Here is a 16,166-nt window from a genome sequence, read left to right as displayed (position 1 = left end):
TTTTTCCCATCCGTATGCTTTGCTTTCATTAAAAATTTGGCATATGATATGTATTTGGACTTTTATATTCTAAGTAATGGGAGATGAAAATCTTGAAAGGGATTTTTCAACATAAATGGAGTGTCATAGGGATTGCTGTATTTTGTTCTATATTATGGGGGAGTGCTTTTCCTGTTTTAAAGATTAGCTATGAGGAGTTGCAAATGGCTCCGGGTGATATAGCAGCAAAAATTGTTTTTGCAGGTGGTCGATTTTTACTAGCAGGACTAATTGTACTACTTTTTTTATTATGTAGTAACTGGAGGCGAATAAAGGTTACGAAAAAGCAGTTTTTAGTCTTAACGATACTTGGTATTGTACAAACATCCTTACAATACTTTTTCTTTTATAATGGACTTGCAAATGTTTCTGGAATGCAAGGGGCAATCCTTTCTTCTGGGGGAACCTTTTTCACTGTCATTTTGGCTCACTTTTACTACCGAAGTGATCGAATGAGCTGGAAGAAATCCGTTGGTCTTATGACGGGATTTCTAGGAATTGTTGTCGCGAACTGGGGGCAAGAATTCCAGATCAGTTTCCAGTGGGATGGTGAAGGTTATATGATACTATCCGGATTAACAGCGGCAATTGCAACGATTATGGCAAAAGAGCTAGCGTCGGGGATTCACCCATTCGCCATTACAGGATGGCAGTTAACCATTGGTGGGGTAATCATGTTAGTGGTTGGATTTCCATTCTTACATGAAGGTGCTATGACATTCACCTCAACTGGGCTCGGTTTATTTATCTATTCGGCTCTTCTATCATCAGTCGCTTTCGCTCTATGGTACTCTTTATTGAAATATAATCATGCAGGCGAATTAAGTATGTATAAGTTTATCGTCCCTGTTTCCGGAGCTGTATTGTCTGCGATGTTTATTTCCGGTGAGATGCTGAATAGTTTTATCCTCGTTGCAATCGTATTAGTAGCGTTTGGTATTATTATTGTAAATTATCATAGTAAGAAAGCATGATATTAAACATGTTCTTCCCAATGAGAGGAAGAACATGTTTTTTATGTAGTAATTGCCATATTTTTTACAAATTTGTCAAAATGAATCGTAGGTACTACATATTTACCAAATAATGGGTTTTTACTGAATGTATTTTCCCTGTTTTGAGGGAATGGTTTGTTAAGAAATTGATATGGACAAACATTAGAAATGAGACTTAATGACTAATGATTTTTGATTAGGTTTAATTGCCTAATTGACAGTTCTAGAATTTACTTTAAAATGACTTAAGAGTAAAAAATAAAGGGGATAGTTTTAATGAAGAGATTATTATTAGTAGTGACGGGACTAGTATTAGCGATGGTCCTAGCAGCATGTAGTTCACCAGAAGCAGATGAAGTATTAGAGTATCACAATGCAGTAGTTGATGAGGTTCATCCATTAATGGATAAATTAGCTAGTCTATATGAGCAAATGACTGTGATGGAAACGGAAGATGAAGTAATTGATTTATATGATAATGAAATCATTCCTGTAGTTAATGAGATTAATGACTATTATGATGGACAAAAGATCGAGTATGATGCAACAAAGGAATACCACAAATTACTTCAAGAGCAGGCTAACTCTCTAGAAGCTACAGTGTTGAAAGAAAAAGAATTCTTCGAGGCACTTCTAGATGAGAATACAACAGAAGAAGAATTGATGACACTAGATCAAGAGGTAGTCGAGTTAAATACGATTACAGAAGAGAAGAATAAGGCGGTTGCCGATCATTATGATTATTTACTTGAGGAATATAACTTTATTGAAGAAGATGAATAAGGATAATTAGTTAAAGAGACTGGTAGGATAGTAGCGATACATATGTAGAACTATTATCCTACCAGTATTTTTGTTAGGTAGGCTTTAAACACCATAATTCATTTATTTCGTTAGAGTGATCACGGGATTGTCCATTCCTAGTAATGTAAAGAACCTTTGTGTGAACGAATTTTAGGTTATTGCTATTTTACTGAAAATAATGTTAAATATATAAAAGGCCTATATTCATTTGTAGTGCCCTAATTTTTAGTCTTGGGGGGATAGGAATGCTTGTCAAAAATGATTATGTTAATAAGAATGATGTAGTATTTGTAAAAGAAAGTGATAGCCTAGAATCTGTAATGAAGACCCTAGAGGATTCTGGTTATCGGTGTATTCCAGTTCTTGATGAAACGGGAGAGAAATACGTAGGGAATATATATAAGGTTGATTTATTAGAATATGAGCTTGATTACTCCTTGGTTGGCACATTATCAGATTTAGTCTCTGACCGTGAGGGATACATTAAGGAAGACGCCCCATTCTTTAAAGTATTCTCATCTATTAAAAAGCTTCCTTATTTAGCAGTTGTTAATGACTCCATGGACTTTTTAGGGATTTTAACGAATGGCAATGTTATTCAAGTTCTAGAAAATGCTTGGGGAGTACATAATGGTAGCTACTCCTTTACAATCGGTACAATTGAATATGCTGGTGCACTACAAAAAATGTTAAGAATTGTAAATCGACATTGTAATGTACAAAGTGTTATTTCTTTAAATAACAACTCTAATTATGTAAGAAGAGTTTGTATCGTGCTTCCAAAAGAAGTGGATGAAGACTTAGCGGAGAAGATTCGATTGGATTTGGATAAGAATAACTTTACTGTTACAGATATTGAGAAGTTGAATTAGGCAGTTAAACTAACGATAATACAGCTTTGACTTGAGTCCTTTTGCTAATTTAAATAGAAAACTAGGAAGATAGAATGACTATCAAATGGGACAATGCATTTGATAGTCATTTTGCTTTCATCTCTACATTAAGGCACCTCATGACCCATGGATGCATGTAGAATTTCAAACCATTGATCTAATGATAATTCTATATTCAAGGCATTAACTGCTTTTTGGATCCTTTCCTTTTTACTTGAACCTACGATTGGCATTACATTAGCGGGATGATTTAAAATCCATGCGTATAATATTTCATCGATACTACTTCTATCCATTTCAATAGCGATTTTCTCTAATGTCTTACGTAACCGTACTGCTTTATCATCTTCGTTCGTAAAAATTTGTCCTCTTGCTAGTGGGGACCATGCCATGGGAGCGATTCGTTTCTCTAGACAAAGGTTTAACGTTCCGTCTTCCAAATTTTCTAACTGGTATGCTGAAAGTTCAATTTGGTTCGTCACAAGATCTACATCTAAATAAGATTCAAGCATTGTAAGCTGATGACGCTTGAAATTAGATACCCCAAAGTGTCTGACTTTCCCAGAAGCTTTTAATTCGTGAAAGGCACTCGCAACCTGTTCAGGATCCATAAAGGGATCTGGTCGGTGAATTAATAACGTATCAATATAATCTGTCCGGAAATTCTTTAAAGAATTCTCTACAGATTGGATAATATGGCGTTTTGATGTGTTGTAATGATGTGACTTGTGTTCCGGTCGATTAGGAGACGGAATGACAATCCCGCACTTGGTCACGATCTCAATGTTTTCTCGAAGTCCAGGCTTAAGTGCAAGTGCATTACCAAATAGCTCCTCACATTGAAATCCACCGTAAATATCGGCATGATCAAATGTAGTAATCCCTTGTTCCATACAATATTCAATTAAGTCTACAAATTGGTCGGCACTATATTTCCAATCAGCTAACCGCCATAAACCGTGAATAATTCTAGAAAAAGATAAATCCTCTGCAAGCTGTATTCTTTCCATGATTAATTGGCTCCTTCATTTAACGTTTTCATCCTTTACATTATCTCTAGCACTGAGTAGGTGCCTAATTAGGCTATTTCCTTCAATTGGTTGAAAATTCTTTACGACTACTATACTCCTTTTTCTTATGCTTGTCTTTGAAAATGTGCTTATAGATCACTTAAGACCGCTGTGCTTGAATAGCCTTTCGGGATAAACGATCAGCATGTCCATTCTCTTTTTCTGGTATCCACTTGATGAAGAAATAGGGAAATTTTGCTGTTTTTTCCCGAATTGCTTCTAGTAAAGGGAGGAATGTTTTGTTTTTGGTAAGATCATTGTCTACCACTTGTACAACGGTTTGGGAATCGGAACGAAAGGATAGAATTTCATTTGGGAACTCTTTTTCACATATCTCTAGTGCTTTAATTACAGCATAAAACTCAGCTTCATGATTTGTCATGATACCAAGAGGGAAGCTATATTCATACTGTTTTTTTTGTCCTTTTATATAAATGCCAGCACCACTAATGCCTGGATTTCCACTAGCAGCCCCGTCTGTATATACTTCTATCAAGATTGCTTCTCTCCCTGCTACTTAGAATTCATCTACATATTATCATACATCCCATTTAAGGAAAAAAATTAGTGAAAGGCAACCGATCTTATCCTTTATTATAATGCATTGACGAAATAATTAATTATTTGTATATTTATAAAAATAAGAAAATTATAACGACTGATTAAAAGGGAGAAGTTATCATGAGAAAAATTTTTATCAATGGGAAGTTTTATACCTTTGATCCGGTAAAGCCATGTGTAGAAGCAGTTGTCGTGGAAGAAGGTAGATTTATTGATATGGGTACAAAGGAGGAAATAACGTCATATTGGGGGAGTTATGAAACGGAGATAGTTGACTTAGGCGGTAAAACTGTTACTCCGGGATTAATTGATAGCCACCTACATCTGTCATCGATAGCTATCAATTTATTAAACCTAGATGTAACTGGGGTAACCTCGAAAACTTCTATGCTTCAGATAATCAAAGATAAAGCAGCAAACCTCTCACCTGGAGAATGGCTAGTTGGGAGAGGGTGGGATGAAAATTTATTTATAGATGGTGGTATTCCTACTATTAATGAACTAGATTCTGTTTCTCCACATAATCCTCTTTACATTCCACGCGTTTGTGGTCATGCAGCATTAGTGAATAGAAAAGCCTTGGAGGTTTGTCATTATCATCGTGATATGATAATGCCTCAAGGCGGTTCAATTGAACTAGATGAAACATTAAAGCAGCCGACAGGGCTTATTCTAGAGTCTGCAGCAGACATTTTTACAGCTCATATTCCGGAATATTCTTATGATGATTTAAAAGGTGCACTACGGCAGGCGATTAAGCTTGCTATTAGACAAGGATTAACAAGTGTACATACAAATGATACCAACAATTTAGGAGGACTTCATAGTACGTATCGGATGTTCGATGAGTTATTAAATCAAGAGAAACTGGGACTTCGTTGTAACCTTTTAATTGATTATGATTACTTAGATGATTTGAAGGAATCTAGTATGTATGCAGGGTACGGAAATGAAACGTTAACGATTGGGGCAGTAAAGCTTTTTGCAGATGGGGCATTTGGAAGGAGAACCGCATTATTATCAGAACCTTATGCGGATGATCCAAGTAATGTTGGTGAGGCAATGCACACAAATGATGAACTATATGATTTAGTTCGGAAAGTGAGAAATCTATCCATGCCTATTGCAGTTCACACGATCGGGGATAAAGCATTAGAAAATATATTGGATATTTTAGACCAGTTCCCAGTTGTAGCTTACCGGGATCGATTGATACATGTACAAGTATTACGGGAAGATCTAATTAATCGATTAGCAGTACCTAGTCGTATTGCTGATTTACAGCCGAGATTTGTTGTAGGTGACTTTCCTTGGGTGGCGGAAAGACTTGGTCCAAAACGGATGAATCTAGCCTATGCTTGGAAAACTTTATTGAACTCAAATGTTATTTGTGCAGGTGGCTCGGATTCACCAGTCGAACCAATGGACCCATTGTTAGGTATTCATGCGGCTGTAACAAGAAGAGCACCTGGAGACCGGCACAAGGGGTGGAATTCCGAGGAGAAACTCTCGATGTATGATGCGTTTAAACTATTTACAAAAATGGGGGCATATCCAACTAATGAAGAAACATTAAAGGGAACAATATCAAGAGGGAAGCTAGCAGATATGACAGTTTATTCAACTAATCCATTTGAAATAGATGATCCAGATGAGCTTTTAGAAACAACTATAGAAATGACCATAATTGGTGGGGATATTCACTACCAAAAATCCTTGCATCAAACAAATTAGAGTCTAAGGGGGGATAAAGGTATGGGAGATTTATTAGAGAAGGTCGTCGGATTCTTATGGGGATTACCACTTATTATTACAATCTTATTCGTAGGGGTATATTTTACGCTGGCTACGAAGTTCTTCCAATTTGTCCATTTACCTCACATTTTGAAAACAACTCTAGGAACCATTTTTAAAAAGCAGGACAAGGAAGAAAAGGGGAAGGGAATTCTCTCTTCCTTTGAAGCGGTAAGTACAGCTGTTGGTGGCTCAGTTGGAGTTGGTAATATTGGTGGTGTTGCGACTGCCATTGCTGTAGGGGGACCAGGTGCTGTATTGTGGATGTGGATGTGTGCTCTAGTCGGGATGATTATTAAAACGGTGGAAGTGACACTATCTGTTCATTATCGTAATACAGACGAAAATGGTGATCCTTACGGCGGACCAACCTATTATATGGAGAAAGGTCTTGGCGAGGAGAAGAACTTTAAGTTTTGGATGATTCCGGCAGTCATCTTTGGTTTTGGTATTTTCGGTACGTTCTTTTTTACCTTACAAAATTATACGGTATCAGAGGCTGTTAGCTCTACATTTGGAATCGGAATGATTCCAGCATCGATTGCTTTAACAGTAACTATTTACTATATCATTTATGGTGGAATTAAACATATTGGAAAAGTGGCATCTCGGATTGTTCCATTTATGGTGCTGTTTTTTATTCTTTCCGGTCTTTTCATTATCGTTAGTAATATTGGTCAAGTTGGTGAAGCATTCGGATTAATTTTTTCTGGCGCATTTGGAGGAACAGCCGCTATTGGAGGTTTCACCGGTGCTGTAGTTGCTCAAGTTATCCAAATGGGTATGGCTCGTTCGGTATACAGTAATGAAGCGGGATGGGGTACATCACCAATGGTACATTCTACAGCCAAAGTAGACCATCCTGTAAAACAAGGTATATGGGGTGCTTTTGAAGTCTTTGTTGATACCATTGTTGTTTGTACGATTACCGCATTGACAATTATTGTGACCGGTGTGTGGTCATCAGGATTGTCTGGTGCAGAACTAACATTAACTGCTTTCGAAGTTGGTATAGGGGAAATAGGGCGCTATATTATAGCGGTATCTGTCGTTCTATTTGGTGTAACCACTACTACTGGCTGGTATATTTATTACGATATATTATTGAGACATTTATTTAATAAACGTGACTCTAAGATCAAGCGTGCATGTCTACGTTTTTTTAGTTGGTTTTACCCGATACCGGGGCTCGCTATGGTCATTTATGCAGTAAGTATAGGGATGCCAGGTGCCGCAGTGTGGTATTTTGCAGACATAACTTCAGCCATTCCAACATTTATAAACGTAGTAGTCATTTTATTATTAAGTAAACGTTTCTTAAGCTTGTTAAAGGATTATAAAGCTAGATATTTAGGGATAGGTAAGATTGATCCTGACATTGTGTTATTTTATGAGGATAAAGGTACGTCATCTAAAGATTCAAACGTGATTTGAGATTGGAAAAATAATTAATGTAAAACCGAATGATACTTAGCTCCTTAAATATGTACAGACGAAAGCAGGGTGGATAGAGCACGCCCAGAGGCACTGGGATGCACCACGAGTCCACTAGAAATGCTACATAGCGGGCTTCCTGGTGCAAGGAAGATTACCTAGCCTAGCTCAACAGCTGCCCGATGGCAAAGAAGACACTGCGAAGGTACTTTCGAGCAGATGTCGCACTTGTGCTGTGATAAAGTGCAAAGAAGACACTGCGAAGGTACTTTCGAGCAGATGTCGTCCCTGTATTGGAAGTAACCACATGTATATTTCCGGAGCGGGTCTTTGCTCATCATTCGGTTTTTCCTTTAAAGTGAATACTATTGTCCTGTTATTTTTGTGATTTTTTAGTAAATTTTATATATTCGCATTGCCTAGATCAACACTTTAGGATAGTATTTAAGTATTGTTATAAATTACCACTTTTATTCCTTTGGGGGCTTGGGCGATGCGTATTGTTCTAAAGCATATTATACATAATATTTTGGAGAAGAGGCTAAGGTCGATTATCGTGCTTCTTACGATTTTGCTGTCTACTTTGATTTTATTTATTGGCCTTAGTTTAAATGAAATTATAAATAACACGTATACAACTATGTTACAAGGTTCTTATGGTACTGCTAATGTAGTTGTATCGAAAAAAGCGGAAGATGGTATTCCTTTCTATGAGTCTACTAAGCTAGATATAGCAGATATTCATATAGATAATCGTTTAGATATGATACAAGCAATTGGTAAATCATTCTTAAATGATGAACATGTTACAGTGACATTATATGGCTTAGACCCCCAAGCAGCTTTTGAGATGCAAATTGTAGATATCCTTACTGGCTCCCAGGAACTTGAGGGTAATTCTGTGATTATTAGTCAGAAAACGAGTTCTACATATGATTTAGTGGTTGGAGATAGGATAGATGTAAGCAGTGGCGGTAATTCTTATGACTTTAGGATAGCTGCTATTAGTAAATCAGATGGTATTTATTATTCGGAAATGGGAGACATTCTACTTCTTGCTCAGCCGGACCAGGTAATGGAAATGCTCGGCGGAGGAGATATGGTGTCGAGTACTCTATTAGAAGTACCGGGTACGGAACTGGACACAGCAATTACTAGTTTAGCGGAGACGAATCAAGGCTTTACCATACAAAAGAGTAGTGCTGCAGATACGATTATGCGAGATGAGCAGACCTTCCAAACGGTTATGATGCTAGCGATTATTATTATTGTGTTAATCAGTGCATATGTTATTTCATCCCTTTCCAAGTTAATTATTACGGAACGTATGCCTGTTTTAGCTACTTTTCGCAGTGTTGGAGCTAGCAAAGGGATGATGAATCGGGTATTAATTTTGGAGTTCTTCATGTATGGGGTAATTGGAGCGGTCCTAGGGATTATTTTAGCTGTGTTCCTACTCCCGTTTGCAGCGGATCTGTTTAATGAGTACAAGGAATATGGTATGGAAACAGTAGTCGAATATAATATGATCTATTTAATCATTTCGGTAGTATTCGGAATGATGTTCCCAGCACTAGTGAGCTTTCTCCGGATAGTGAGAACGAATGCCAAACCTTTAAAGGATGTGCTTTTCAATACATCGTCTACATTAGAAAAACGCTCGAGATGGACGGTTATTCTCGGAATCGTATTCTTCTTCATTGCTTTTGTGATAAATGGATTCAATAAATATGATGATATGCTACTTTCTATTGTATCGATTTTGTTATTGTTTATTTCCATTGTGTTGTTAATGCCACTATTGTTGAGTGGGTTTTCAAAGTTATTGTCTCTATACTTTAAGAGGAGTCGATCGGGAGAATTAGGACTGGGCATTAAAAATATTGCTAACAATAAGATTGTTGCAAACAATGTCAGTATGATTATTGTCGTTTTTTTACTATTAATTATGGTAGGAATTGCAAGTGAAGGAATTAATTATTATGTAACAAAGGCAGTAAGTAAAGATTTTGATGTAGTTGTTACACTTAGTGATCGTAATGATTCGCTTGTTCATGACATAGTGGAAATGGATGGAGTAGCTGATGCTTATCTTCAAGCTGTAAGTTTGGGGAAATCCTCTATTAATGGAAGTGAAGGTATTTATGGCGTATTTGGCGTAGACGATTTTAATGAGATAGGTGAATTCTATGATGGGATAAATTATCTCGAAATAGATGAAGAACGATTAATTAGCTTAGATAACCCGGTTATATTAGATGACTACTATATGAATAAATACGACATACATATAGGAGATTCGGTACAAATACAGCCAATTAATAGCCATTACGAAAATCTAGAGAACGCTGGTCCAGTAACATTTATTGTAGCTGGTTCGATGGAAAGCGCTGGATTTGCCTCAAGTCGCGATAGTGCTTTAATTCCAATGGAAATCTATGAGGATTATTTTGAGCCTCTCTTTTATGAATTAACGCTGAAGCAGGAGGAAGGAATAGTAGCGGAGGAATTAAAAGAGAATATAGCAGACTACTATAGTAACTATTCACTAGAGGTAGCGACTTTTGACGAGAGGATAGAGGCACAGAAAAGCACGATCGATACGTTAATTGATGGAATCACAATCATTATTGGTTTAGGTATGATGGTGGGGATTCTTGGAATTTCAAATAATCTTATGGTCTCCTTCAATCAGCGGAAGAAGGAATATGCCATTCTCTATTCTGTATGTATGAGTAAAGGGCAAATAGTGAAAATGATATTCGCCGAAACACTCCTTACATTTTTAATAGTAGCTGTCATTGGGCTTTTTGGTGGATTCGCGTTAAATTTCTTATTAACTAAGTTCTTTTACGCTATAGGGATGGTGACCGATTTTCACTTTACGTTCAAACTTTATGGCATTTTATGTGGGGTGGTTGCGATATTATTAGCTTTATCAACTCTCTCACTAGTTCGAAAGGTTTTTAAGCTTCATATAATGAAAGAATTGCGATATGAGTAAAGGTTCTCAAGGGGGGCTAATGGAGATGTTGGAGAGTATTGTTCGGACAGAAAAGTTATGTAAGAATTTCAAAGTGGGAGCAAATGATATCCCAGTGTTAAAAAACATTGAGATTTCGATTGAATCAGGCGATTTTGTTTCCATAATGGGGCCATCCGGATCTGGTAAAAGTACGTTATTGTATTTACTTGGAGGGATTGATCAACCAACTTCTGGAAAAGTGTTCATTCAAAATCAAGATATTAATAAAATGAAGGATAAACAGAAAAGTATTCTACGAAGAAGAACAATGGGCTTTGTGTTTCAGTTTTATAATTTAGTACAAAACTTAACAGTAGAAGAAAATATTTTACTTCCGGTTACGATGGATAAGAAGAAGACAGCTGATTATAAAGAGCAGCTGGATGAGATATTAGAAATTGTGGGTCTTTCAGAACGAAAGAAATATACACCGAGAGAATTATCCGGGGGACAGCAACAACGGGTTGCCATTGCTCGAGCGTTAATCCTAAGTCCAGCACTCATACTAGCAGATGAACCAATTGGGAATTTGGATAGTAAGACAGGGACAGCAATTATGAAGCTTTTCCGTCGTATTAATCAGGAAAAGGGAATTACGATTGTCCAGGTGACACATTCTGAAGAAGCGGCTGAATATGGTAATCGATTAATTCGGATGAAAGATGGAGAGATAGTTGAGCCAGTGTTGGTTTAACACGAATAGAGATGTAGGGAGTATTTTCCCTGCATTTTTTAATGCCACTTTCAATAGATAACGCATTGACTCCATTCTTTTTATTCCTAAGCTTGGCAACAAGAGAAAAAGATTGACCTGAAGCATATTAGGGAATAGAAAAAGAATATTGATGGCATAGGATAGTAATAGAAAGGGGTATTGTAGACATCATGAAGACAACTAGTAAGAAGCTGAGGCCAATATTAAAAGAGATTTTCGATTATTTACATGCAAACCCAGAAGTAAGCTGGAAGGAATTTCAGACTACGGAATATATTAAAGGGTTACTTGCGAATAAGAAGGTAAACATTCAATGCTTCCCGGAAATAACTGGTTTAGTAGTAGAAATTGGTAGTGGGAAGCCGGTTGTAGCACTACGGGCCGATATGGATGCACTTTGGCAAGAGGTTAACGGTGAATTTAAAGCAAACCATTCATGTGGTCATGATGCCCATATGACGATTGTATTAGGTGTGCTGTTTACACTTCTTGAGGAGGGAACTCCAGACCAAGGAACGTTTCGATTTATTTTCCAGCCGGCTGAAGAAAAGGGAGATGGAGCGTTGACACTTGTAGAAAAAGGGGTTGTGGATGATGCTGATTTTCTATATGGTCTTCACCTTCGTCCAATTCAAGAATTAAAGCACGGTCAGTTCTCGCCAGCAATTAGGCATGGCGCCTCATGGTCAGTTGATGGAGTTATTACAGGAGAAGATGCCCATGGTGCTAGACCACATCTTAACGCTAATGCAATTCAAGTGGGGAGTGAGTTTTTTCAGCATTTGAATAATATTTATATAGATCCGATGATTCCGCACTCGGTAAAGATGACGAGCTTCCATGCTGGAGGAGAGAGCACTAATATTATCCCTGGGAATGCTACGTTTTCTATTGATATGCGTGCCCAAACTAATGAAGCAATGGAGGAGCTCTTGGAGAAAGTGGAGCGAATTGCTAATATGCTTTCCAACTATCATGGAGTAAAAATTGATCTATCGATAAGCTCAAGTGTTGCTGCCGCAGTAATCAATGAGGAAGCAACTAATTTAATGGAAGAGGCTATTGTGGAGACAGTTGGCAAAGACCACTTAATACCGATGATTACAACAACCGGGGGAGATGATTTTCACTTTTATACCATTAAGAGACCATCTTTAAAAGCAACCATGTTAGCAGTTGGATGCGATTTAGAACCAGGGCTACATCACCCACAAATGACGTTTAATTATCAAGCAATCGAACCAAGTGTGGAGATTCTAGTAACGGTATTACGAAGGACTGTAAGGAAGTATCAAGGTTAGGAGGGAGATTATGGGGATAGAGATTAGAGAAATAACAACATTGGATGAACTGTATCAGATACAAAAAATTGAAGAAATCGTCTGGCAGGATACGCCGATTCCGATTCACCAAACATTAACCGCATTTCATAATGGTGGTGTGCTAATAGGAGCTTTTTTAGGAGGAAACATGATTGGTTTCCAGTATAGTTTTCCAGGGTTTGATGGACAAGAGGTGTATTTAGTATCGCACGCACTAGGAATTCTTCCGGCATATCGTAAGTCTGGGCTTGGAGAGAAAATAAAACGTAAGCAACGAGAGGTAGCAGCGGACAAGGGATATGATAAAATGATTTGGACATATGATCCGCTTGAAAGTGTCAATGCTTACTTGAATTTACATAAATTGGGTGGGATAGCAACTACCTATAGAGAAAATTATTATGGGACAATGGATGATGGATTAAATAAGGGACTTGCTTCTGATCGATTGGTAATTGAATGGCATTTTCAAAGAGAAACTGAGCCATTCGATGGTACAATTGATTCTTCCCAATTATTATTGGAAATGGGACAGAAGATGGAGCCAAGGCGAACAGATGTGGTATTTGACTCTGATTGTGAACAGTGGTTTGTTGCCATTCCAGCTAATATTCAAGATATGAAAGCAACAAATATAGAACATGCTATTCAATGGCGTAGCAGTACTAGAGAACTATTTCAATTATTATTTTCAAACGGTTATACGGCTAAAGATATTATTCGTGATGAATATGTCAGTTATTATTGCTTTGAAAAATGATTAGGAAGAAGGGTGTAACATGACAATTCCATTAATAAACATCATCATCCATCGACTCAACATGAGAATGATTGATCCATTTGCAACAAGCTTCGGCACCATGCAGGGCAAAGAATTCTATATCGTAGAAGTGGTGGATACAGACGGGAATCATGGCTACGGAGAAGGGGTCGCATTTTCTATTCCTTGGTACACAGAAGAGACGATAAAGTCTAATTTAGCTATCATTGAAGACTTTTTAATTCCTATTTTAAGAGATAATGCAATTGAACATCCAAATGAGGTGTTTCCATTATTCGAACGATTACGTGGCAATAATATGGCTAAGGCTGCTATAGAGGGAGCGATATGGGACCTTTATGCGAAACGGCAGGGTGTACCGTTAGCAAAAGCTCTCGGTGGCAAAAAGACGGAGATTGATGTGGGAATCAGTATTGGCATACAGCCAAGCGTAAAAGAATTATTGAATAAAATCGAGCATTTTCTTGAGCAAGGGTATAAGCGTATAAAGTTGAAAATTAAGCCTGGTCATGATGTGGATATGCTTCATGAGGTGCGAAAGGCTTTTCCAGATACACCAATTATGGCAGATGCAAATTCTGCCTATACCCTAGATGATATAGAATTGCTGAAGCAGTTGGATGATCTAAATCTAATGATGATTGAACAGCCCCTACAGCATCATGATATTATCGACCATGCAAAACTTCAAAAGGAATTACAAACCCCGATTTGTTTAGATGAGAGTATTCACTCGTTGTATGATGTCCAAAAGGCAATCGAACTAGGAAGCTGTAAAATTATAAATATAAAAGTAGGCCGTGTTGGGGGCTTATCTGAATCAATCAAAATTCATGATTATTGTGAGGATCAAGGAATCCCGGTGTGGTGTGGAGGAATGTTAGAAGCTGGTATCGGGCGAGCACATAATGTAGCGATTACGACTTTAGCTAATTTTATTTTACCAGGGGATACCGCAGGGTCCTCTCGATATTGGAAGAAAGATATTATTAAACCAGAAGTTGTAGTAGAAAATGGCGTAATCAAAGTACCAACAGCCCCTGGTATTGGTTATGAAGTGGACAAAGAAGCGCTAGAAGCGTTTCGCTTTGAAAAGCTGGCATTCCCTATGTAATTGTATCGTGATAGTAGCGGAAATTAAGGAGAATCCAGAACCTTATAGATGATTAATACACCTAGCCCTCATAGGAAAATGTATTTCCGAAGTGGGCTAGGTGAATGATTATTATATCACGAGATTATAAGCGTGCGCCTAATCCAGTGCAATGATATAGATCACTCATTCTGAGCATCAAAATATTCTACTAAACCGTTTGTAATTGCTTCGGCAACCTCTGTTTGGTATTCGTCGGTTTGAACCTTCTCCAAATCACTTGGGTTTGATATAAAACCAAGTTCCAGCAGTACAGCGGGATTTTGATTATGTTTTAGAACATAATAGTCCTCTTGCCTAATCCCTCTGTCTGTCATATCTAGTTCTCCAACTAATGCGGAATGAATTTTCTCAGAAAGCTCCTTACTTGTATTCGTGTTAGCATAATACGTATTAATACCATTTACCTTTGGATCGTTAAAGTAATCATAATGTAGACTGATGAATACATCTGTTTCATGGGCGTTACTTTGATACGCCCGATTTTCAAGAGTAATAAACGTATCATCTGCTCTAGTAAAGTTTACTGTTGCCCCTTCTGCTTCTAAGTGATTGGCTAGCTTTGTTGCAGTAGATAGGGTCAAATCTTTTTCACGTACGCCATCATTTACTGCTCCAGAATCCTTGCCACCGTGGCCTGGATCAATCAAAATGTTATAGCCATTTAATTGATGTTTTCTAACGGTAATGGTGTCTTCTGAAATCTGCATGTGATTTTGTTGAATATATCCCATTGGCAAATAATCTAATGTTTCCGTGACATGGTCAAGTGTATAGTGATTAAAATTATCCTCTATCTGTGTGGATGTATCATCTTCCTCGGCTGTCTCTTTCATGTCATCCTTAACTTTTGCTTTTTCTTCAGATTCCTCCTTCACTTCTTCTGTTTCTTTTTCTTCTATTTCACTTTCTTCCTCTGTTATCGTGTCACTGTCTTCTAGTAAACTATCATCATTTTCCACTTCTATCGTTTCTTCGATTAATAGAAGTTCCTTTCCATATACCCAAACAGGCTCCCCATCGAAGAAAGTTTTGACCCATCCATTCTGCTCTTCGAATGTTCTTAGTCTATCTCCTTCCACTAATGTTCCGATAACATCAGCATCATGATTAGGAGCGGTTCTCATAATGGACTCTGCTTGAACTTCAAATAATTTAACATGGTCATTCTCGGCAATTTCTGCATGTGCATTTGTTACGGATATAAAAGAAAATAACATAAGCATAAACCCTGTCATCCAAATAGTATTGACAACTTTTCTCATATTCTCTCAATCCCTTTCGTAAATTATGAATCTAGTAGAAAGGATGGTCAGAAAATAATAGATTTAAACATAAATGGGTAAGTTTTTATTTTTTTAGGTGAAAAGAAGTGGTTTAACGTCTCTCTTACCTAGTTAATTAGACTCGCTCTATTAAGTGGAACTATTACTTATGTAGGAGTGGTTGAACACGGTTAGTCCATATTTTACTAACAGCTTTATATAAAATGGTAACGTTCGCTATACAAGTTCTGTCGAAAACGCTGTAAAACATGAGATAACAACGATAAAATTCCAAAAAATAACATGATAGGACAT

The 16,166-nt window shown here is 37.3% G+C and carries 13 protein-coding genes; 10 read left to right on the top strand and 3 right to left on the bottom strand.

What is annotated here, in order from left to right; genetic code table 11:
- Nucleotides 1-92 precede the first annotated feature (92 nt).
- The 3 genes from ACSKT4_RS06130 (at nucleotide 93) to cbpA (ending at nucleotide 2,710) form a co-directional block, all read left to right on the top strand.
- Nucleotides 93-1,013 carry a DMT family transporter gene (locus ACSKT4_RS06130; RefSeq protein ID WP_186870485.1) on the top strand — a complete coding sequence of 307 codons (921 nt, stop codon included), beginning with the start codon at nucleotides 93-95 and terminating at the stop codon, nucleotides 1,011-1,013.
- Between the two features lie 297 nt (nucleotides 1,014-1,310).
- A complete protein-coding gene (locus ACSKT4_RS06125; RefSeq protein ID WP_186870484.1) occupies nucleotides 1,311-1,817 on the top strand; it encodes a hypothetical protein in 507 nt (168 codons plus the stop codon).
- 266 nt (nucleotides 1,818-2,083) lie between these two features.
- Complete coding sequence (gene cbpA, locus ACSKT4_RS06120) at nucleotides 2,084-2,710, top strand: cyclic di-AMP binding protein CbpA (protein WP_186870483.1); 627 nt, start codon at nucleotides 2,084-2,086, stop codon at nucleotides 2,708-2,710.
- A 128-nt stretch (nucleotides 2,711-2,838) separates the two neighbouring features.
- On the opposite strand, the gene ACSKT4_RS06115 is transcribed toward cbpA, so the two are convergent.
- Both ACSKT4_RS06115 and ACSKT4_RS06110 read right to left on the bottom strand, forming a co-directional pair.
- Nucleotides 2,839-3,741: an aldo/keto reductase gene (locus ACSKT4_RS06115; RefSeq protein ID WP_186870482.1), complete on the bottom strand. Its 903-nt coding sequence runs from the start codon at nucleotides 3,739-3,741 to the stop codon at nucleotides 2,839-2,841.
- A gap of 160 nt (nucleotides 3,742-3,901) precedes the next feature.
- Complete coding sequence (locus ACSKT4_RS06110) at nucleotides 3,902-4,297, bottom strand: ribonuclease HI family protein (protein ID WP_186870481.1); 396 nt, start codon at nucleotides 4,295-4,297, stop codon at nucleotides 3,902-3,904.
- Nucleotides 4,298-4,482: 185 nt separating this feature from the next.
- Between ACSKT4_RS06110 and ACSKT4_RS06105 the strand changes: the two genes are divergently transcribed.
- From ACSKT4_RS06105 to menC, 7 genes are all read left to right on the top strand, one after another.
- Nucleotides 4,483-6,096 (top strand): amidohydrolase, encoded by a 1,614-nt coding sequence (locus tag ACSKT4_RS06105; RefSeq protein WP_211742565.1) that lies wholly within the window; start codon nucleotides 4,483-4,485, stop codon nucleotides 6,094-6,096.
- 21 nt (nucleotides 6,097-6,117) lie between these two features.
- Nucleotides 6,118-7,590 (top strand): alanine/glycine:cation symporter family protein, encoded by a 1,473-nt coding sequence (locus ACSKT4_RS06100; RefSeq protein WP_186870479.1) that lies wholly within the window; start codon nucleotides 6,118-6,120, stop codon nucleotides 7,588-7,590.
- Between the two features lie 493 nt (nucleotides 7,591-8,083).
- Complete coding sequence (locus tag ACSKT4_RS06095) at nucleotides 8,084-10,594, top strand: FtsX-like permease family protein (protein WP_186870478.1); 2,511 nt, start codon at nucleotides 8,084-8,086, stop codon at nucleotides 10,592-10,594.
- A 19-nt stretch (nucleotides 10,595-10,613) separates the two neighbouring features.
- Complete coding sequence (locus ACSKT4_RS06090; RefSeq protein ID WP_222619055.1) at nucleotides 10,614-11,309, top strand: ABC transporter ATP-binding protein; 696 nt, start codon at nucleotides 10,614-10,616, stop codon at nucleotides 11,307-11,309.
- Between the two features lie 191 nt (nucleotides 11,310-11,500).
- Complete coding sequence (locus ACSKT4_RS06085) at nucleotides 11,501-12,631, top strand: M20 peptidase aminoacylase family protein (RefSeq protein WP_186870477.1); 1,131 nt, start codon at nucleotides 11,501-11,503, stop codon at nucleotides 12,629-12,631.
- Nucleotides 12,632-12,641: 10 nt separating this feature from the next.
- On the top strand, nucleotides 12,642-13,412 hold the full coding sequence (locus tag ACSKT4_RS06080; protein WP_186870476.1) for a GNAT family N-acetyltransferase: 771 nt from the start codon (nucleotides 12,642-12,644) through the stop codon (nucleotides 13,410-13,412).
- A gap of 19 nt (nucleotides 13,413-13,431) precedes the next feature.
- On the top strand, nucleotides 13,432-14,547 hold the full coding sequence (menC, locus tag ACSKT4_RS06075) for an o-succinylbenzoate synthase (protein ID WP_465823024.1): 1,116 nt from the start codon (nucleotides 13,432-13,434) through the stop codon (nucleotides 14,545-14,547).
- A 161-nt stretch (nucleotides 14,548-14,708) separates the two neighbouring features.
- Here the strand turns inward: menC and ACSKT4_RS06070 are convergent, their stop codons facing one another.
- A complete protein-coding gene (locus ACSKT4_RS06070; protein WP_465823023.1) occupies nucleotides 14,709-15,824 on the bottom strand; it encodes an N-acetylmuramoyl-L-alanine amidase in 1,116 nt (371 codons plus the stop codon).
- Nucleotides 15,825-16,166: the final 342 nt, after the last annotated feature.

The organism is Ornithinibacillus liuyingii (assembly GCF_055550225.1).
This window is presented reverse-complemented; position numbering and strand designations above follow the sequence as displayed.

What these genes read in the sequence shown, in the direction of transcription:
- ACSKT4_RS06125 (WP_186870484.1), top strand. Translation starts at nt 1,311, where the DNA reads ATGAAGAGATTATTATTAGTAGTGACGGGACTAGTATTAGCGATGGTC.
- cbpA (WP_186870483.1), top strand. Translation starts at nt 2,084, where the DNA reads ATGCTTGTCAAAAATGATTATGTTAATAAGAATGATGTAGTATTTGTA.
- ACSKT4_RS06115 (WP_186870482.1), bottom strand. Translation starts at nt 3,741, where the DNA reads ATGGAAAGAATACAGCTTGCAGAGGATTTATCTTTTTCTAGAATTATT.
- ACSKT4_RS06105 (WP_211742565.1), top strand. Translation starts at nt 4,483, where the DNA reads ATGAGAAAAATTTTTATCAATGGGAAGTTTTATACCTTTGATCCGGTA.
- ACSKT4_RS06100 (WP_186870479.1), top strand. Translation starts at nt 6,118, where the DNA reads ATGGGAGATTTATTAGAGAAGGTCGTCGGATTCTTATGGGGATTACCA.
- ACSKT4_RS06095 (WP_186870478.1), top strand. Translation starts at nt 8,084, where the DNA reads ATGCGTATTGTTCTAAAGCATATTATACATAATATTTTGGAGAAGAGG.
- ACSKT4_RS06090 (WP_222619055.1), top strand. Translation starts at nt 10,614, where the DNA reads ATGGAGATGTTGGAGAGTATTGTTCGGACAGAAAAGTTATGTAAGAAT.
- ACSKT4_RS06085 (WP_186870477.1), top strand. Translation starts at nt 11,501, where the DNA reads ATGAAGACAACTAGTAAGAAGCTGAGGCCAATATTAAAAGAGATTTTC.
- ACSKT4_RS06080 (WP_186870476.1), top strand. Translation starts at nt 12,642, where the DNA reads ATGGGGATAGAGATTAGAGAAATAACAACATTGGATGAACTGTATCAG.
- menC (WP_465823024.1), top strand. Translation starts at nt 13,432, where the DNA reads ATGACAATTCCATTAATAAACATCATCATCCATCGACTCAACATGAGA.
- ACSKT4_RS06070 (WP_465823023.1), bottom strand. Translation starts at nt 15,824, where the DNA reads ATGACAGGGTTTATGCTTATGTTATTTTCTTTTATATCCGTAACAAAT.